Below are 20,093 nucleotides of genomic sequence, written 5' to 3' on the forward strand. Positions count from 1 at the left end.
TAAGTTAGTTGTGGGATGGGTAGTCTTAGCGAAAAGATGGCTAGATAATTAAATCAGTCCTAGGTCTATTTAAAAACTACAATCTACAATCGATTTACGGAGTCAACCGAGAGGCGACTAAAAAGCAGCGGCATCGCCAGCAAAATGGGGAGAAAAAAATGATGATTATAAGGAAGATTGAAGATTGCCAAAGTAGAGTATAATCTCAATATCCACTAATTTACTACATTACTAAAAATGAGCGAAACTGCACAAATAACTAACTTTAAAGTCTTCCCAAAACATACAGGAGTTTGGGAGGGAGACTGGACAATACTCGATGCCGACTGCAAGGAAACCGTGCGTTTTACAGCAGTGTTAACCCAGAAAATAGTTGACAACGAGTGGAGGCAAACTAACGTTCAAACTTATGCCAATGGCAAGAGTGAAACCCAAAATTTTGTGGGTCATGTTGTCGGTGAAGGGCAAGTGCAAATTGAAAGTCCAGACTCGGTTTTTTCCAACTACAAGACACTAGCGACAGAAGTGGGAGATAATTTGATAATTTTTCAAATATGGGACAAAGCAACTGGCATTCTGAGGGCGGTTGAAACAATCAATCTTGTCAGTTCGGATCGCCGAATTAGGACGACCCAAAGCTTGACAGAAGAGGGAAAACTTAGGGGAGTTATGGTGATTGTTGAACAAAAAATTGAGTAAAACTTTTCACTGCTTATGCTACCCACTGATTTATTAAGTCACCGCCAAAACGGGGAATCAATCGTCCCGCTACGCCTCAAGATAGATGCTAAAAACTTAGAAGCAGCTAAGGAAATGATCGACTGCTTCCAAGAGTCGATCGGCAAAACCCAAGGCGAACTCGACGGACGCTTGCTAGAATTAGAAGGCGACAGCCCAGATTATCGGCTGAAACGGGGATTAGCGCACCTGCTGAAAAGCGGTTTCTGCACCTTGGAAGTCATCAGTCCCCTAGAACCCTCAGAGTTGAGACAGCGGGTTTTTGCATTGTCGGCGCGATCGACTCCCAGCCCTCAATCCACCCAATTAACCCTGGAAAAAGTAGCAAGTGAACTCAGCCAAGAGTTAAACAGAGAAGTTTTACCCAGCGAAATCACTACAGGTTTATACGCGGATTTAAACGAAAACAAAATCCTCACTGAGTTTAATGCACCAACACCCGAAAACTTGCTTCACAAATACAATCTTTCTCAAGTTCAAGGCATATTTTACCGAGCAAGTCAAGTCCAATTAACCGCCCACCGCAACGATCCAGGAGAATACAAACTCTTATTTCGCTATCTGAAACTATTTCAATTAATGACTTACATCGAAGGGGATGCAGACCACGGTTTTACACTGACAATAGACGGCCCTACAAGCTTATTCAAACCCAGCACCCGCTACGGCTTAGCCCTGGCGAAAATGCTGCCGGCACTGCTGCACGTCACCAAATGGAGTATGCACTCGACACTGCACACAAAAGACCCTTTTAGCGGCGTTTTGAAAACAGGTAAATTTACCCTCAATTCCGACTGCGGTTTAGTCAGCCACTATCCTCCTGGCAAGCCTTATGATAGTATGTTAGAAGCGGCATTTGCTGAAAGATGGAATTCCACAAAAACCGAGTGGCAACTAGAGCGAGAAGTTGATTTAATTCCGATTCCAGGTAGTGTGATGATTCCCGACTTTCGGTTGGTGCATCCCGACGGGCGAGTATTTTTATTAGAAATAGTTGGCTATTGGCGGCCGGAGTATTTGCAAAAGAAATTTGCACAAGTACAGAAGTCTGAATGCGATAACTTGATTTTAGCTATTTCCGAACGCCTGAATTTAGAAAAAGCCGGGGTGAATGTAAATGAGGTGCCTGCAAAAGTAGTCTGGTTTAAAGATAAATTGCTGCCCAAATCAGTCCTGGAAGTCCTTGAATAGTTAAGTTATTCTGCATTTAAAATTAACTTTTAGGGCGCTGCTCAAAGCCCACCCCACAAGAGTTTAAAGAAAAATAAATCTACTGTTTTCTGTCTCTCTCTGCGCCCTCTGCGCCCTCTGCGGTTCAAAAAAATCCTCCTCAAAAAACCTCGCACATTCCCAGCTATACTAAAATGAGAATATCGCCGAATCCTTGCCACCGCTTACTCTCACCCTAAAATTGATTGAAAAATGGCAGACACAAGTATTGTCGAAAGAATCAAAAAGCTTTTAGCCCTCGCCACCTCATCCAATGAAAACGAATCGACTGCGGCAGCCGAAAAAGCTTCCCTTTTACTGGCACAGTACAATCTCAGCCTCGCGGATTTAGGGCCAAATCACCAAGAAGAGATTGACGAAAACTCAGTTGAAACAACATCCAAATTTGTCACTTGGAAAATGATGCTGCTTTCGGGAATTGCCGACGCTAACGGTTGCAATGCCATGCGAAACACTTATACGGGCAGTATGTTTTTGGTGGGAACTTCTACAAACCTGATTGTTTGCAAACATCTGTACGAGTATTTGAGTTCGGCAATTGAAAAAAGAGCCAATTACCGCAAAGGAAACGGGAGGGGATTGGCGTATCTGAATGCTTTTCGGGTTGGATGCGCGACGAGGTTGAGACAAAGATTGTTGGAACAAAAACAGGAGATGGAAGAGTCGGGGATTCCGGGTTCGGGGGATGTGGCGGCGACTCCAGGCATTGTAGTCCGATCGATGTTTGAGAAAAATCAACAGGCGATCGCCGATTATCTAGAGGGCCGAGGGGTTAAAATTAGAACGAGAACAGATTCTCAAGTCAGCAGCGCGGCGGGTTTTAATTCGGGGTATGAAGTGGGCGACAAAATTAGTTTGCACAAGCAAGTGCAGCCGCAAGGGGATCTGAAACAACTTAATGAATGTCTTTGAGTAGGGCGTGCGATCGTGAAAATCAGCTTCCTAGGTGTAATAAACTAGGGTTATTTTGTCTGTAGTGCGTAATGATTGCTACATTAAGGCTTGATTTCTTTCGAGTGCTTTCTTCAAATACTCGATGGCTCTTTTGAGATTTTCGATTTCTTTCTGATTTTTTTCTTTGTTAAGAAGTAGGTCGTCAAGTTTGTCCTCAAGGGAGCGTATGGCGAGGCGCTGTTCTTTGAGAATTTCTTGAGCCTTGCGGATGTCTTTTTGAATGACAACAATCTCGCGCATCACAACTTCTAACTTGGCTGCTTGGATTAAAGCGGTGTCGGGAGATTGACTGAATAAAGCGCCAACACCAACTCCCGCACTAGCACCTAGAATTGAACCGCCAGCAACAATTACGACCATTCCGCCGGCCATTCTGAAGCCACCTGCACCAATTAACAAAGGATTTATGCCGCCTTTAATTGCTTTGATGGTTTCCTTGTAGTTCGATTTAAAGCGGTCAACAGAATTTACATCAATGTCTAGTTTTCCAGCAAAAAACTTTAGCTTACTGGTAAGTCTTTCTTCCTCGGCAATTTTCAAATCTTTGAATGCTTCATCGCGGCTATCCCCCAATGAGTAATAGGCTTGAAATAGTGTTACTTCTAATAACACTAGACGCCTAGTAAATTGATTGTTAGGACAGATGAGATGGGATTCTACGAATTTTTTGAGTAATTGAAAATTAGTAATTAATTTCAATGACCTGTCATCTGGAGTTTCAGGTGAAATTTTGCTGTTCAAAAAAAGTGTGGTTGACTTTTGCCACTTGCTTAACCACTCTTGCTTTAGGGACTGTTTATCATAATCCGATTCCCTGTCAATATCATCTTGCACCAAGTGGTACTGATAGCTGAACATAATTCTGGTTTCTTCCAGAGTCAGTCCCAATTCTTTTATAGCTAGGGAATTCTCTTCGATCGACGTTTCTGTTGTTTCAGGAATTTTCTGCTGGACATTATCACTTGCACAGGATTCTTCTGTAAGAGTTGGCGTTGCCGATTTAGAGATTTTTTTGTAAATGTAATCAACAGCCTGTTGAACTTTTTTTATTTCTTCGGCATCTTTCTCGGGAATTTCAATGTCGAAATTTTCCTCGAAAGCCAAGATTAGCTGTAGTGCATTTATATCGACACTATTTACAAAATTTGCTCTCTTATTAGCGTTATTATCGACTCCTAAGTTTTGGGAAAACTTAGTGTTGACGGTGACTTCAGTTGCCTCAATTTGTAGCTGATTGGCAACAAGCGCTTTGACTTTTTCATAAATTCGCTCTTTGACGTTTTCTTCTTCCGATTTATCTCGGACTCTGAAATAGTAATAGAGATTAGCAACAGCCAAATCAGATGCTTTTTCCAAATTAGACGCTACTAAACTTTTATGACCCGCTATTTCTCCTTGCTCAATGATATAATGTTCGTAATCTTCACGCTGCTGCGGATCGAGCATTAATTCCAGTTGAGTGCGAAGCGCATAAAAATGAGACTTAGGTCTCAAATTTTCATAAAATAACTGTTCATCCGGTATTGCTGAAGCTGTTGTTGCTGATTTTTTATCACCGCTTGATGAAAAGTTTGCATTAGTAAAATCTTTACTCTGTAACTGTTTTAGCTCACTTTCGGGCAAAGCTTTAGTCCATTCAATCTGATTAAGCCAAATGTCTAAGGCAGCTAAATCGTGATTGTGAATTCGGGTGATTTCTGGGAATAGAAAATCTAGTTCGTCGTCCGAGTCGCAGCCAGCAATTACTTTTAAGCCATCTTGACGGATTTGTTGTTGAAGTTGAGAAAGCCGATCGCCCGCAGCACCAAATTCATTTTGCACCTGATACGTGCCGATAATACTTTGCTCGATCGCCCAACTGCACTCTAACCGCCGCAACTGTCCCGCCGCACAAGTTTCTTCTAATAAATGCGGATTTTTGTAGTCTGCTAAAGCCTGAAACAACATCCCCCGCGAGGCATTAATTTCAGCATTGCGATGGTTAATGTCTTGAAATTGCAAAGCCGATCGCATTCGTTGAATTGCTTGATTAAATAACCCGTAAGCCCGCACTAAGACTAGGCGATGGTTCTCAAATTTTATATCTGCAACCACTTCGGAAATTAATTGCTTAATTTCCGCGCCTTGACCTTTCAAAAGTTGTTCTAAATTGATGAAACCATTTTCAACTTTAACTTCCAGCCTCTCTACCGCTTTTTTTAGTTTCAATGTCTGGTGCAAATTGACCGCTGATAAGGCTACCCCTGCGAAAGTTCCCACACCAATCACGGCTGTTGTCGCTTGCAGCACCCCCAAAGTGGCTTGGACGCCTTGAAAGCCCATGTGCATTTGCTGCATCTGTAAACCGCCCATAACGAACTGCATGGGAGACACTAAGGGCGATAGTGGGTTGTTGTTGAGGGCGGCGCCAACGGCATGGGCTACGAACTCTCCCGTTGCTGCATCCCTCGCCATGCCGATCGGCACTCCAGCAGATGTAAAGACTTGTGCGTACTTGCCAGCCTCGATCGCAGCCTGTACCGCTGCGGGAAATACAAAGTTCATCATTACTTTTTACCCCGGTAGCATACCCAAGAATAACTTATCTATTATGATATGTTAAATAAAAAATTATTACTAAGCGCCGCAAATGGACACTTCGCTAATTAGTTCACAAACGGTAGAGCTTGTTTCGCTGCTGATAGGCCAAAAACTCCGTAAGGAGGATATTACTCCCCCGATCCTGTTTCTGGCGGGGCTGATAACGGTGTTGGTGGGAGTCATCTATGCTGATAGCGCTGTTAGCGCTGAGGAAACGCAGCATTTGCGGACAACTTTGACGGAACTTATCCCCGCTAACCACAGTTTGCGCCCATTAGCAATGCCGATGGTTAAGAGTGTGCGGGATCATCAAGTTTATAAGAAAATTAAGGAGTTGCTGGCGCTGACAGGGTGTTTTTTTGAAGCCGAAAAACTGCTACTAATTAGTTTTGGCTATCAGATGTCGGCCGCAGATGGATCGATGCACGATCGCGAAAAGCAGTATTTGACCATCATTGCCAACAAACTCGGAATCGATGGGCGATATTTGACTGTTTTGGAAGCGAGTTTTAGCAGTCAGGCGATCGCAGATACAGCAGCTTTAGCAGAAGTGCACAGGTTACTCGATCCCGCACAATTTCAATCTCTCGATTCTATGTTTGTCCGTGCTGCCAGTCACATTATCGGACATTTACCAGCACAACTGAAACACAAAACAAATCAAAAGCAGTCAGTTTCGTCCTATCAGGAGTTGAAAAAGTTTCAGGAGTATCGGCAACAACTGAATGCTGTTTGTGAAAAACTAGGTTTAACTCTACAAGAGTATCGGCAACAACTGAATGCTTTTTGTGAAAAACTAGGTTTAACTCTACAAGAGGGAAGCGATCGCAACGTGCTATCTCCTACTTTAGCAGAAGAAATAACCAAAGTATCTCAGAGATTGCAATCTCCCTGTTTTCGCGTAGCTGTTGTCGGCGAATTTAGTAAAGGTAAATCAACCTTACTCAATGCTTTACTTGGTGAGAAAATACAACCTACTCGGGCTCTTCCCTGTAGCGGTACTGTGACTATTTTAAAATATGGTTCCCAGCGCCGGGTCATTTGTCGCTACAAAGATAAAAAAAGACCAGACGAAGAGATTTTACCGGAAGAATATCAAGAGAAAGCGAAGATTTCCAAAAAAGCTGCTTCTGGTTCTACGGATAAGACACCCAAGTCGGAAATTGCAGAAATCGTTTTTGAGCATCCCGAATTAGAGTTGTGTCGCAATGGAGTAGAAATTATTGATACCCCCGGATTGAACGAGGCAGCAGAACGTACACTGGAGACTGAGCAAGTGCTGAAAAAGGCTGATGCAGTTATTTTTTTGACTAATGCTCAGAGTGTTTTAACGGAAACTGAAACAAAGTTTCTTTTATCCTTAAAAAAAGGACTGAATTATGGTAAGGAAGACGAAGGTGTAAAAAATATTTTTATTGTTGTAAATTGTTTCGATTTGCTGCAGACTGAAGAGGATCGCAAGGAGGTAGAAGAAAGGGTGGAAACAATTGTTAATGTGGAAAACCAAATTATTGCAGGGGGAAACAGGATTCATTTTATTTCTGCTCTATTTGCATTAGAAGCGATTTTAGCAGGGAATGAAAATGATGATTATCTAAAAGCTTTTCATGGGTTTACCGATTCGCTTGAGAAGTTTCTGACAGTTGAACGGGGGGCGATCGCACTTCAGCAGTCCGCCGCCGGAATTAAGCAAATCATTGACACTGGTTGTGAGGAATTGAATCAATGGCGGGAAATGTTAGAGGAAAAATTGACAGTTGATCAAGGAGATAAGCAGAAAATATTTGAACAAATGGCGGAAGTGAGCGGTCGCGAAGTTAAAATTAGATTTTTAGCTAATGAATTGATGGAGAAATCTTTAGAAGAAGCTATTGAATCTTGGAATGAATGGGTGGAAGGATTGGGAGAACGTTTGCTATTAAAGAGTCATCGCTGGACTTCCGAACACGGACACATCATGAGTCAAGACAAGTTGACTAAAGATTATGCCGATCAATTCGTACGAGACATCACCAAAGAAATTGATGACTGGGGCAATCAAAAAGTACAGTCTATTTTAAAACAAAATATGGGAGTGCTAGACAGCCAAATCGGTGAAGATATTGATGCAATACGGCAAGAATTTCGACAGTTTGACCAGCAACTCAGCACTAGCCTTGTTACTCAATTCAATAACCTAGCAACAGCAGGTAGCTTAGGCGGAATTGGCAGCAGTGGAAGCGGAATAGCTTCATCAATTGGCGAGATTGAGGATGGCGGATTTTTTGGGGGTTTGGGAATTGGTGCAGCAGTTGGTGCTGCCTTGCTATTTTTTACAGGACTTGGTTTTATAGGAGTTGTTTTGGGTGGCTTAGCCGCTGGTGCTGGTGGCGGTTTGGGCTGGAGTTTTTTAGATGGCGATGCTGTTAAAGCTCAGATTAAGGAAAAAGTTTGTGAGTTAGGCTTTGAGAAATTTGGCGAATCGGCAGAGTCTATTTTTGAGAAGGTACAACAAAGAATTATTGCAGTATTTGACGATCGCGCTGATGCGAATAGCGATGCGATGTCAAAAGCTATCTCGCTGTGGGAAAATTTATTAGAACAGCAGGAAAAGCGCGATCGCCAAAATCAAGCAGAATGCGAGTCCCAAAAAGTGTGGCTGGCTGAAAAACGTCGAGAACTCGAACAAGTACAAAATCAAATTCAAACAATCTTAAATCAAAGCGATCGCTAATTCAATGAGTAACGGGTAAGCGCAAAAAAACCATAGTACCTTGTAAATACTATGGTTTTGTCGCATTGCGTGACAGCCAATAGTCCCACCGGCGCGAGTTAAAGTTTTCCCGCTGTCACGCACCCTACGACTGATATCTTGCACAGAGTACGAGCGCCCTCAATCAATCAATCAATCAATTCCGCTTCTTCAAAAATCTGTCTAGTCGTCAACTCCAAACCAGGCAGCAACTCATCCACAATTAGTGTATTATTCGTATAAACTTGACTCAAACCATCGGTCAAAAAACTTCTAATTAAAATAGCCTCTGGATCAATCACCCAAACTCGCGGAACTCCCGCCGCCAAATAATTTTTTGCCTTCTCTTCAAATTCCTGCATCGTTTGACCAGGAGAGATAATCTCAATCACCAGTTCCGGAATTGCAGGACAAGCTTCATTTTGCCGCCAACTTTTCGGCAGACGTTCATAAGAAATGTACGTTAAATCGGGAACAGGTACCCAATCTTTATCCTGACGTTTTAACAAAATTGCCCATTCTGGAAGCACTCGCCCGCGTCCTTTACACCATACACGAATCAGGCGACACAAAGCTCCCTGTAAACTGGAATGAAAAAATTTTGGAGACACTTTCGGAACTGCTTCACCATCTACAAACTCACAATATATATCTCCGTCGGGCAAAGCTAGAAATTCTCCTAAAGTGAGTTTGGTTCCCATGCCTACCATGACTCCCAGCTCTCTCGCTAATTAATTCAAATATCAATTATACAAAGTTTCCCAATATTCCTAGAAGTGCGATCGCCCTTCTCCCTCTATGCCAAAAGTGGAACAAGCGTCCCGCCTGTGAATTTCTGTGAATTTCTGCGCCTCAAAAATCAAAATCCCAATTCCCCAAAAACAATAGCAGGGCCGGCCATCCAGCCGCCCCACCTTCCCCAAAAGCCCCAAAACCATTCACTTCAACCAGGCAGGATGAGCCATTAAAGCTGCAAACGGCTGCACTCCTCGCAACTGATTTGACAGCGGCAAATGCCCTCTCGGCGCGCTCAAATCCCAGATAAACTCTTGCGGGTAGCGCGTCCAATTATTCCCTTTTTTCCAGCCAATTAGCGGCCACAATTTATCCCAATTCTTCCCCGAACTCAGCCAAATTTCCCGCTGCACTGAAAAGCCAAATTTGCCTTCAGAATGAACTTTCCACAGCGTATTAATTGTTTGCAAATCCGCCACCGGCAAACTCTCAACTTGTGTAAAATACAGCCACTTTCTCTGCAAAGCTGTATCACCCGCCAATTCACAAAGCTTGTCTAAAGTCAAGCGATCGGCTTCTTGAAATTCCTGTAACGCCAATAATTGTTGCAGCGGAGTGTAATCAATGTTAGAGTCCGATCGCAGCGGCACAAGCCCAGTCGGAAAATTCGCTTGCAAAAACTCCGTCGCTCTCGGAGAATTAGCACTGTAAAGAATTTGGTAAGCCTTACCCATTACCGCAGTCGGTGCATCTGACTTGCGCTCTAATAAAAATTCCATCAATACATCCCAACCGGAATCTGCTATTTGTTGTTGCAGCAGTTGCAGTTGAGTTTTTTCCGAACCAGACCTCAACTGAGAGCGGAGTTCGGCTGTATCGGCCGCCGAGTCTAGAGGAGAAGTAGAAATCGAGTCAGTCATGAGAAACTATCAGCTATCAGCTATCAGCTATCAGCGATTAGCTGAAGCCCTGGTTTTCCCCCATTGTACAATGGTACTGACTCCGATTCACTTCTCTGTACTCGGATGCCTGCGCGCAACGCCGCCTGGTTTAGCCTATCGCCCCCACCCTCTTCGCCAATGGCAGCAATAGCAAATAAGTCTACCATCTGAATTTTACGATCGATGCCATGTCAAAGAGTTTTTCTTGAACCTAGTCGTCCACGATCGAAACCCATGCAGGGAAGGAAGGCGGAAAAAAGTTTATGTCATATTCCGAGTCTTCCCACTCTTTGACCCAAAGCGGCACGGCGCCGGGGCTAGGAGTTGCAGAAAAGGTGCGTTCTTTCGCTTCGATCGAGTGAAATAGCTGTTTTAAAGTATCTCCCCGATCCAAAGCTTCGCTGAGGATGTCGTCCAACTCAGGATCTACCCGTTTGACGCGGTTTTTGTCCTCCTCCAGCCACAGAAGTTTCAAAGACTTCAGATCTCTGGGACTGAGGATGCTCTTGTAGTACACGCGCTTAAGGGTCGCTACGGGTTCCAATGAGCGTTCGATCCGGCGAATTTGCTGAACTCGCAGGTAGTGCCATTCCGCTAAACGCTTGCGTTCCGAAGGCGGGAGGGTTCCCTTCCCGGCTGCGTGTTTGTAGTCGTATTTAATCAAACTGCAAGCCATATTGGCTAGCAGGTGAATCAACTGTTTTTCTTTGGGTGTCGCCTGACGCCGTTCCTGGGTTCGTGTCAATACACGCTGTCTGCGGGTAGTTTCGAGAGTATTTTCCATTGGGTTTTTACGATATCAAATACGATTGTGCCAGATCCGAATCCCGAACATCAGAAGGTAAGGAAGTTGATAGCCGGGGAAACTCCACCGACAGACTCGCCTTACCTGTTTATTTTCCCATTCCCCGTTCTCTGAAACTGACCCCTACCCCCGGGATTAGGTAGACTGATATTGGGATCGAGTTTTAACCGCCTCGATCAGAGGCGGTTGCGACAACAAATGCCACCACAACCACAACCACAACCGCACAAGAGCAAACCACACAAGAGCGCCAATTATTTCCTAGCCTTTACCCGTTTTTACCTCTTCTGCCTCCCCATCCTCATTCGTTCCAGTGTAGTTAAAGTCGGGACGACTCTCCCAAGCCGTCAAACTGCTGGCTGATGAATGTTGTGGGGCGAGCGGGGAAGCGCTGGCGCTGCCTGCCTGGAAAAAGCCGAAGCCAGCCGAGGCAATTACCCCTAATACTAAGATGCTGTTTTTCATGTTCGATGACCCTGATTTCCGTAGATTGACACTTTTTGGCTAACCCGATCTGTCAGAAATGGGTTGATGCAATAGCCCACTTGTCTTCTGATAAATCTGCCTGCCATAATCAATTCAGACAGGCACACCCGCTTGCGATCGGAAACGCCGGAAGTGACGTGTTACTAACGTCCACGATCATCCATCAACCCGAATTTTTTGGGTAGTGGAGCGAAAGCCATCAGGGCGTCGATCCATCAGGGAGTTATGCCATCAGGGTGCTAATCCATCGGGTAGTTAAGCCATCAGGGCGCATCTTCTACAATTAGCCACCGACTTAACTTTTATAGTTGAGTAAGTGGTTAGCCGGGTACTGACAAAGCCTTTAAGAATTAAACTTTTTGTGGATGCATCCTGAAAAGTTTGTTCTTTAGGAATCCCCGAACGCGAAAGCCCGGGGAAAGTCAGCAGCATGGAATTCCATGCAATCTAAGTCAACTAAAAAAACGCAGATTAACGATATCTCCCACTCAAGCAGTCCTCAGCAAAACGCTGGGGTTTTTTATTGGCAGCCATTCTTCAGCGTTTTTCTCTAGCATCCGGCAGGCGGAGCTGAAGGCAGAAGGTAGACGGCGGTGTGGTTATGAGTTTCCCTGCCAACATCATACCACCGGGTGATATTTAAAGTATTATTGTAAAAAAATGTGAAAAAAAAGGGCGTTTTAGCGTTCTTAATCCGATCGAGTGAAAATTCATCAATTATGTGAACGAGTGTAAAAAATTAAGTGGCGGGCTACAATTGGGCCGATCGTAGGATTTGGGGCGAACGCTTGCAAAGATACGGTAAAGATTGACACGGAGAAAGCTGAGCTAGTAGACAATAGAGAAAGAGGAACAAAAATTTTCCACCATAGTAAGCTGGCAATAATTCCACTTTGTAACCTTTCGATCGCACAGCATAGGGGCGTAAAATCTTGATGAATTCCCAGATGACAGCAGAAGTCAACTCAACGTACCACTATCAAGTCGGAGGATATTTGCCTGCCGGTGCGCCCACCTATGTCAGGCGATCAGCAGACAGCGAGCTCTACGAAGGACTCAAAGCCGGAGACTTCTGCTACGTGTTGAGTTCGCCACAAATGGGCAAGTCCAGCCTGCTAGTGCAAACGGCCAAAAGGTTGCAAGCCGAAGGTACAGTTTTTGCCGCCATCAACTTGAGAAGCATCAGCAGCCCCGATATCTCTCCCCAAAAGTGGTACGCAGGAATCATGTACCGCATGGCAAGCAGTTTACACATCACAAACAGGTTTGATGCCATCAAGTGGTGGAACGATCGCGAACTGCTATCGCCGGTGCAGCGATTGGAGATATTTATCGAAAAAGTTTTGCTCAAGTCACTTCAGCAAAATCTCGTAATTTTCATAGATGACATTGACAGCATCAGCCGCCTAAATTTCAGTACCAGCGATTTTTTTGCTTTGATCCGGGCTTGTTACTCGAAACGGGCAGAGCAACCGGAATACAATCGCCTGACTTTTGCTGTTATGGGAGTAGCAGCCCCCTCAGAATTGATCCGAGATCCAAGATGCAACCCTTTTAATATTGGACGGCAGATTCATTTAAGTCGATTCCAACTGCACGAAAGTTTGCCGCTAGCAAAAGGATTAGCCCTGAAAGCTTTTCGCCCCCAAAAAGTGCTCCAAGAAATATTAGCTTGGACGGGCGGTCAACCGTTTCTCACTCACAAACTTTGCCACTTGGTACTTGAATACGGGCCTTTTATTGGCCGAAATTCCGAAGCTCAGCAGGTTGAAAAACTAATCAAACACAGAATTATTAAAAATTGGGAAGAAGAAGACGAACCCCAACATTTGATACCCATACGCGATCGCATTTTCCATAGCCACTGCGACCTCACGCGGCTGTTAACCGTGTACCAGCAAGCTTTGCAACCTGTCAAGGCAACAAAACCGGGGGAATCGCAGGGACTACCAGCAGAATACTCTCCCGAAAAACTCGAATTGCAACTGTCAGGACTGGTTGTTAAATCTCACGGTAAATTAATAGTTTCCAACCTAATTTATCAGTCAGTTTTTAATCAATTCTGGGTAGAAAAAGAGCTGGGAAAATTGGCTCCCTACTACTCCGCGCTAGCAGCATGGCTGGCTTCAGACCGCGAAGATGAATCGCTGTTATTGACAGGGGAAAGTTTGCAGTCAGCTTTGGATTGGGCTGCGAACAAACAATTAAGCCAAGAACACTATTGGTTCTTGAATCCCGATCGAACTTTTGGGGAACAACCCACAGTGGTTGTCGCACAAGTTGCAGACAGCAGCGTAGACACAGATGCAGACAGCCGCATCCTCACCCCGCCATCAGATAGTGTTCCAACTGGCAGCAACGAACAGATATTGTACGATCACATCGTCTCCTGCGTGGAAACAGAATCCCCCGCACAGGTGATCGAGCGGTTCCGAAAGCTATTTATCGACGGCATGGGCTATCCCGATCGAGAGATTGAAGCAACTTTGTACAGTATAGTCTCCGTCAAGCGATTGGATCAGCACTTTAAATATATCCTACACCGCTGCTGCTACATCCCGATCAACCGCTGGCAATTGCAATCACACAACCAGTTCGCGATCGCAAATTTAGTAGCTTTATTTAAGCAGAGTTCTCCCCGATTCGGGACGGAATTTTACATAGTCAAGCGCTTGCAAGAACAAATAGCTTTCTTTACTAAAAGTGAAGAATTTCAGACCCTAGAGCGCTTAGTAAAAGCCCTAGATAGAGAGGCGGAAGCGCAGCAACAAGATACTGATTCTCCTTTGGGCGAATTGATATGTCGGTATCCTTATTTGTACGGCTATTCTCTACTGAGCAAGGGCAGCATTGAGGAAGACCAACAAACCATTCAAAAACTGGCATTTCAAAGACAGCAACAATTTGAAACACATTTGTCTCAATATTTAAATTATTTGGTTGAGCCGAGGAATACAGAAATAGGAATTGTGCAGCGAGCGCCTAATCCCACACTTTTGAACGATGCAGAACTGCACTTAGCGGTCAGGGAATTTGCCGGAAAAGTAGCAGGCGATCGCAGCTACAAAGAAGCGGCTCAATTTTTCCTGAGAGATTCCAGACAAACTCCATCTTACGCCTCATTTAAAGTGGATTTATATGAATATTTAATAGCGTCTATCGAACCAGAATACGGCGGGCGTCAATTTAATGACCGTTTGTACAAACAAATCAAAAATACATTGCGAGAACATGACTCGGTGAAATTCAATAATTCATTGTTAGTTCGGACTTGCCACCAGTTGTTCAACTTCTTAGTAGTAGAAAATTCCCAACATCCCAGCCACTACGTTTTTTACGACTTGGTGTACAACCTCGGTGCCAGCAGAACAATGGGTTTACTGCTGAAACTTGTACTGCTTTCGGGCAAGGTCAAACCAGAGTTGGAAAAGCGATTTTCTATTTTGTTTAATCACTATGAAGGTAAAGCTTCTAATGAAATTATGTGGTTTGTCAAATCCTTGGAAAATTTCAATGTAGCTTTGGTTGTGAATTTTGGCAAGACGGATTTGTCTTTGGTTAAACAGCATCTGATTTTGAATTAAAAAATTACCAAAGCGCTCGCTCAGCGTGATAGCTTAGTATTAATTAAAAAACCTCACGGGAAAATAAATAAAAGCCTTGGAAGTCACAGCAACGCTCGACGAAAAAGGTCAATTAATTCTCGATCGACCTTTAACCGCAGAAACTCCCGGCCGCGTGCGAATCATAGTCCTTTTTCAGGAACCTACAGATGAAGCTGAAGAAGACCCCGACGATACTTTAGTTGCAGAAGTAAAAGCCAGTCTCAGAAGATCGTTGCCGCAAGCCAAAGCCGGAACAACCAGATGAATCTCGGAAGTGTGGGAGAGAATCGATCGATTTTAGATTTGAGATTTTAGACGATCGCATGATCGATCGAGTTGAATAGCCGTCGATCGTACTTTTGTTAACCATTTACTCAAAATCCGTGAAGCGAAGCTATCTTCCCGCAGGGGTTCGGTGAAGGGTAGGGAGTCGCGCAGATATCAGCCTCAACTCCATCTGCAGCATCATCGCCGGTTTTGATGAAAGCCAATAGCGGTGTATTATTAACTCTATGATTAGCTATCTCAAAGGCACAGTCGCCGATATCGCCAAAGGCAGCAACCGCGTCATATTGACTCTCGAAGTCAATCAAATCGGCTATGAAATCCAAATTTTGCCCCGCGTGACCGGTCAATTGCCAGCATCCGGCGAAGTCGCCCAAATATTTACCCACCAGCAAGTTAAGGAAGACCAAATCGTATTGTACGGTTTTGGCAGCGCGGCAGAACGCGATTTGTTTCGGCAGTTGACGAGTGTTAGCGGTGTCGGTGCTCAACTGGCGATCGCACTTCTCGATACTTTAGGATTGCAAGATTTAGTCCAGGCGATCGTCGGCGGTAACACCCGCATCCTCGCCAAAACACCGGGCGTCGGTACAAAAACCGCAGAACGCCTCGCCCTCGAACTCAAAAGCAAACTCTCGGAATGGCGACAGCAAGCAGGTTTGACAACTTCAGTCGCCGCCGGAGTCCCCCCAGCCGTTCAAGAAGAAGTCGAGATGATCCTGCTGGCGATGGGATACACTGCGGCTGAAGTTTTGCAAGCGCTGCAAACCCTCAGTCAAGACAGCACTTTGTCCGCCAAAGCGAATGCCGATGATTGGATACGTGAGGCGATCGCCTATTTGAGCCGATAATGGCCTACCACCTCCAGAAACCGGCAATAAAGACCAAAATTCTGCCTGGCCAACAAACCCATCCGTGGGAAAAATTTTATCGTTGTTATGCTTCCCCTGTGATAACATAGGAGATTGTGACAATCGTACAAAAAAAACTAAAATCAATTCATGGCTCTTACACAACAGCGCAAACAAGAAATCATGGGCGACTTCCAAACCCATGAAACCGATACCGGTTCAGCAGATGTCCAAGTCGCCATGCTGACCGATCGCATCACAAAACTCAGCGCCCACCTGAAAATCAACCAAAAAGACTTCGCCTCCCGGCGCGGTTTGATGATGATGATCAGCCGCCGCAAGCGCCTGCTAGCATACATCCAAAGGGAAAATGTCGATCGCTACAAAGCATTGATTGCGCGTCTAGGCATTCGCGGCTAAACACCAAAGCCAAAATTTGCGACAATATTCTTTAATCTTGGACAAACACCAAGACTTATTGAAAAATGTTCGAGATTTCAGGTTAGAGATAAAATATGTCCTCCGAACCACCCCGCAAGCGCTTGCCCTTTGAACCGGCAACAAATCGTAAAAAAACGCCTAAAAAGCCCCCAGAACCCCAAGCAAGCGCAGCCTTAGAGTCGGATTCTGCCGACAAGCAGCCGAAAGCTAACAAAACCGGAAAACAGGCGCAATCCATCCCAGAAGTAGTCAGCCAACGCATGATATCCCGCATAGCGGTATTCTGCGGCCTACCTACCCTATTGGGAATTTCCACATTTTTTGTGAGTTATTTCGTAGTCAGCAAAGGCTTGTTTGATTTGCCCAACACAGCAGTATTGCTGGTAAGCATGGGCTGTTTTGGTATAGGCGTTCTGGGATTAAGCTACGGAGTCCTCTCGGCTTCCTGGGATGAAGAAGTTTCAGGAAGCACTCTGGGGTGGGAAGAATTTAATACCAATTTTGGACGGATGCGAGAAGCGTGGCGCGCCGCGAAGCCAAAAAGTTAGTCATTAGTCATGAGTCATTAGCTAAAAACTAAGCTGTTAACCATTAGCGAGTTTGTCTTTGGGGAGGGAACAAGAACCCGCCCCACAACAATGGTAATAATACTGGTATAAATAGATTCTCGATCGCCATTGCATCTATTTTTCTCAGTGCATCAGAGTCATCATCCGTTTCTAGCCCCACTAAAAAGGCAAAAAAAATATGATTATTGTAATGAAAGCCGGCACTCCAGAAGCCGAGATCGATCGACTAGACGAAGAGCTCCGCACTAACTGGGGTTTGATACCAGAAAAAATCGTCGGCCGTTACAAAGTTGTTATGGGTTTGGTAGGCGACACCGCCGAGCTGGAACCTCTGCAACTGCGCGAAATGAGCACCTGGATTGAAGAAGTCCTGCGCGTCGAAAAACCCTACAAACGCGCTTGTCTCGAATACCGTCAAGGAGAAGCCAGCTCCGTAGCGGTTGCTACTCCTTTAGGAACTGTAATGATCGGCCTGCACCACCCGATCGCGATCGTAGCAGGCCCTTGCTCGGTCGAAAACGAAGAAATGATTGTCGAAACGGCAATGCGCGTCAAAGCTGCTGGAGCTCATTTTCTCCGTGGTGGCGCGTACAAACCGAGAACTTCCCCCTACGCTTTCCAAGGCCACGGCGAGAGTGCTTTGGGATTGCTAGCTGCGGCCCGGGAAGCTAGCGGTTTGGGAATTATTACGGAAGTTATGGATGCGGCGGACTTAAGTGCGATCGTGGAAGTAGCCGACGTAATCCAAGTCGGGGCGAGAAATATGCAGAATTTCTCACTGTTGAAGAAAGTCGGAGCTCAAGACAAACCTGTTTTGCTGAAGCGCGGCATCTCGGCAACCATTGAAGAATGGTTGATGGCTGCTGAGTATATCATGGCTTCTGGCAATCCAAACGTGATTTTGTGCGAGCGCGGAATTCGCGGGTATGACAGGCAATATACGCGGAATACGCTAGATTTGTCGGCGGTTCCAGTATTGCGGACTCTGACTCACTTACCGATTATGGTTGACCCCAGTCACGGCACCGGTTGGGCGCAGTTTGTACCGTCGATGGCGTTTGCTTCGATCGCCTCTGGTACAGATTCGCTGATGATTGAAGTGCACCCGAATCCGAAAAAAGCTTTGTCTGACGGGCCGCAATCTTTAACACCGGATCAGTTCGACAAGTTGATGGAAGAATTGGCGGTGATTGGTAAAGTCATGAACCGTTGGCCGCAACCGGTGCCAGTTTTGGCATAAAAACAGGCGAAACGCCTAACATAAAATGCGATCGCGGTTAAATCCCCGACTTCTTTAAGAAGTCGGGGATTTTGTTATTCGGTTTTTGGAATAGAAGCTGAGGGGCGATCGTACTTCGAGCAGGACTTAAACAAAAATTAAACCCAAATTAAGCCCAAAGTGGCTTTATAAGTCGCAAATACTTCTATATTTTCTTGCAACCAGCGCACAAATTTATAATACCAAATCTGGGTTACTTACCCCGTTTATGATGGCGAACAAAACCCAGCTACCACCAGCACGCTCACCAGTTGTGCAATGGCTGATAGAATCTGGGTCTGGTTAACCCTGTGGCGAGGTGTTGATGAACCGAACTCGTGGAGGCTGCGATCGACACAACAGCCAGGGACGTTCATCCTATACCATCATTAATATCAGTTCATCGGGTAGTGCTTTTATGTAAAGGATGGAGGATAATACCTCTATGTCCAGTCTTTTGAGGAGTCTCATCCTGAAACCCTATCTAATTTGTCCCACTTGTGGTTCTGACGATGTGATGAAAAATGGGATGACTCGTCGGGGAAAACAAAACCACAAATGTCGCGAATGTGGTCGGCAGTTTGTCGAAAATCCGAACTTGGACACCCAAAGACACCGACACTTTGGCAAAAATTGAGTTACTTCTGTTGGAGCGGATTTCCCTGGCTGGTATTGCCCGAGTCATGGGCGTTTCCCAGAGCTGGCTCCAAAATTATGTGAACCACTTGTACGGTGCAATAGAACTCAAAGCCACAGTCATTCCGAAAGAAATTGGAAAACACACAGTCCAAATGGATGAACTCTGGTATGAAAGTAGACGTCAAAGGGAATAAACAATGGGTCTGGTTAGCAATGGATACCAAGACTCGGGAAGTGATCGGATGTCATATTGGAGACCGCTCCTCGAAATCGGCTCTTGCATTATGGGATTCACTACCAAGTGTCGATCGCCAATGTGCCAAGATTTATACCGCTCACTGGGAAGCCTATGCCGTAGTTTTACCAAGTAAAAGGCATAAGTCCGTCGGCAAGGAAAGCGGATTAACCAGTTACATTGAACGATTGAACAATACTCTCAGGCAACGAATTTCGCGATTAGTCAGGAAGACGTTATCGTTTTCTAAAAAGTTGGAGAATCACAAGGGTGCTATTTGGAACTTCATTCATGACTACAATCACCAAATCCGATTAGGAATGCTGAAAGTTCAACCGCCTCAATTTTCTCCATCCTTTACATAAAAGCACTACCAACACTCACTCAACTCGACGTATCCCACAGATTTTTGTTGCACGACCCAAAGCTTGAGCGCAGTGAGCTGGAAACTCTCATGCTGCGTTCTTAGGGGAGGGGACAGAGGTGACTCTCGAACCTTACCCGACTACCTTCCATCGACTCAACCAAGTCCCGGCCCCAAGTGTATTTCCGGGGTCAAAAAGCAGACCCAAGCCCTAAAGAAGAGTCAGGTTTCGGCTAGCCGAGCGGTGAAGGAGAGCCGAAACCCTTGGTGTGTATAGGTTCAAAAAAAAATCAAAAATATTTTCGCAAAACGCTTGACAACTCTGGGGAGAGTTGATACATTAATAAAGCGCCAGAAGGGAAGCGGTTCACTGAACCGCGAACTCAAGGCAAAAAACTGAACCTAGAAAAAAGAATAGTTTGAAAGCTTAAAGCACTATTAACCTCGTCAAAAAAATTAAGATAGAGAGTCAAGGCGAAAGCTGATACTCAATATCGCAAACAACGAGAAAAAAGTCAAGGGAAAAAAACCCGCCTTAAGGGCTGAGTGGAAATAGCTTGACTTTAGCCAAAAGAACTCAACAACACGGAGAGTTTGATCCTGGCTCAGGATGAACGCTGGCGGTCTGCTTAACACATGCAAGTCG

The 20,093-nt window shown here is 45.0% G+C and carries 15 protein-coding genes, 1 rRNA gene and 1 pseudogene; 12 read left to right on the forward strand and 5 right to left on the reverse strand.

Annotated elements, in window-relative coordinates; all coding sequences use genetic code 11:
- The first annotated feature begins 237 nt into the window (after window positions 1–237).
- The 3 genes from QUA71_RS20930 (at window position 238) to QUA71_RS20940 (ending at window position 2,880) form a co-directional block, all read left to right on the forward strand.
- Window positions 238–699 (forward strand): DUF3598 family protein, encoded by a 462-nt coding sequence (locus tag QUA71_RS20930; protein WP_333287922.1) that lies wholly within the window; start codon window positions 238–240, stop codon window positions 697–699.
- 15 nt (window positions 700–714) lie between these two features.
- On the forward strand, window positions 715–1,929 hold the full coding sequence (locus QUA71_RS20935; RefSeq protein ID WP_333287924.1) for a DUF790 family protein: 1,215 nt from the start codon (window positions 715–717) through the stop codon (window positions 1,927–1,929).
- Window positions 1,930–2,160: 231 nt separating this feature from the next.
- A complete protein-coding gene (locus QUA71_RS20940) occupies window positions 2,161–2,880 on the forward strand; it encodes a DUF2786 domain-containing protein (protein ID WP_333287925.1) in 720 nt (239 codons plus the stop codon).
- Between the two features lie 78 nt (window positions 2,881–2,958).
- On the opposite strand, the gene QUA71_RS20945 is transcribed toward QUA71_RS20940, so the two are convergent.
- Entirely contained in the window at window positions 2,959–5,469 is a 2,511-nt protein-coding gene (locus tag QUA71_RS20945) for an acyl carrier protein (protein WP_333287927.1), read from the reverse strand.
- 82 nt (window positions 5,470–5,551) lie between these two features.
- Here QUA71_RS20945 and QUA71_RS20950 point away from each other — a divergent pair, with 82 nt between their 5' ends.
- Complete coding sequence (locus QUA71_RS20950; protein ID WP_333287929.1) at window positions 5,552–8,215, forward strand: dynamin family protein; 2,664 nt, start codon at window positions 5,552–5,554, stop codon at window positions 8,213–8,215.
- Window positions 8,216–8,382: 167 nt separating this feature from the next.
- On the opposite strand, the gene QUA71_RS20955 is transcribed toward QUA71_RS20950, so the two are convergent.
- The 4 genes from QUA71_RS20955 to QUA71_RS20970 all read right to left on the reverse strand — a co-directional run bounded on the left by QUA71_RS20955 (window position 8,383) and on the right by QUA71_RS20970 (window position 11,179).
- Complete coding sequence (locus QUA71_RS20955; RefSeq protein WP_445243812.1) at window positions 8,383–8,934, reverse strand: Uma2 family endonuclease; 552 nt, start codon at window positions 8,932–8,934, stop codon at window positions 8,383–8,385.
- 237 nt (window positions 8,935–9,171) lie between these two features.
- Window positions 9,172–9,888, reverse strand: a complete 717-nt coding sequence (locus QUA71_RS20960) for a GUN4 domain-containing protein (RefSeq protein WP_190661916.1) — start codon at window positions 9,886–9,888, stop codon at window positions 9,172–9,174.
- 232 nt (window positions 9,889–10,120) lie between these two features.
- Entirely contained in the window at window positions 10,121–10,693 is a 573-nt protein-coding gene (locus QUA71_RS20965) for a hypothetical protein (protein ID WP_190661921.1), read from the reverse strand.
- Between the two features lie 282 nt (window positions 10,694–10,975).
- Window positions 10,976–11,179 carry a hypothetical protein gene (locus tag QUA71_RS20970; RefSeq protein WP_333287932.1) on the reverse strand — a complete coding sequence of 68 codons (204 nt, stop codon included), beginning with the start codon at window positions 11,177–11,179 and terminating at the stop codon, window positions 10,976–10,978.
- A 968-nt stretch (window positions 11,180–12,147) separates the two neighbouring features.
- Here QUA71_RS20970 and QUA71_RS20975 point away from each other — a divergent pair.
- The 8 genes and pseudogenes from QUA71_RS20975 to QUA71_RS21010 all read left to right on the forward strand — a co-directional run.
- A complete protein-coding gene (locus QUA71_RS20975) occupies window positions 12,148–14,784 on the forward strand; it encodes an AAA-like domain-containing protein (protein ID WP_333287935.1) in 2,637 nt (878 codons plus the stop codon).
- A gap of 76 nt (window positions 14,785–14,860) precedes the next feature.
- On the forward strand, window positions 14,861–15,070 hold the full coding sequence (locus QUA71_RS20980) for a type II toxin-antitoxin system RelN family antitoxin (RefSeq protein WP_333287937.1): 210 nt from the start codon (window positions 14,861–14,863) through the stop codon (window positions 15,068–15,070).
- Window positions 15,071–15,317: 247 nt separating this feature from the next.
- On the forward strand, window positions 15,318–15,941 hold the full coding sequence (ruvA, locus tag QUA71_RS20985) for a Holliday junction branch migration protein RuvA (RefSeq protein WP_333287939.1): 624 nt from the start codon (window positions 15,318–15,320) through the stop codon (window positions 15,939–15,941).
- A 150-nt stretch (window positions 15,942–16,091) separates the two neighbouring features.
- Window positions 16,092–16,361 carry a 30S ribosomal protein S15 gene (gene rpsO / locus QUA71_RS20990; protein WP_190661928.1) on the forward strand — a complete coding sequence of 90 codons (270 nt, stop codon included), beginning with the start codon at window positions 16,092–16,094 and terminating at the stop codon, window positions 16,359–16,361.
- A 95-nt stretch (window positions 16,362–16,456) separates the two neighbouring features.
- Entirely contained in the window at window positions 16,457–16,930 is a 474-nt protein-coding gene (locus QUA71_RS20995) for a PAM68 family protein (protein ID WP_333287941.1), read from the forward strand.
- 199 nt (window positions 16,931–17,129) lie between these two features.
- Entirely contained in the window at window positions 17,130–18,191 is a 1,062-nt protein-coding gene (gene aroF / locus QUA71_RS21000) for a 3-deoxy-7-phosphoheptulonate synthase (protein WP_333287942.1), read from the forward strand.
- A 463-nt stretch (window positions 18,192–18,654) separates the two neighbouring features.
- Window positions 18,655–19,448, forward strand: a pseudogene (locus QUA71_RS21005) (IS1 family transposase).
- Between the two features lie 581 nt (window positions 19,449–20,029).
- A 16S ribosomal RNA gene (locus QUA71_RS21010) occupies window positions 20,030–20,093 on the forward strand; the annotation flags it as partial.

This window comes from Microcoleus sp. MON1_C5 (assembly GCF_036701875.1).
Taxonomy (GTDB): domain Bacteria; phylum Cyanobacteriota; class Cyanobacteriia; order Cyanobacteriales; family Microcoleaceae; genus Microcoleus.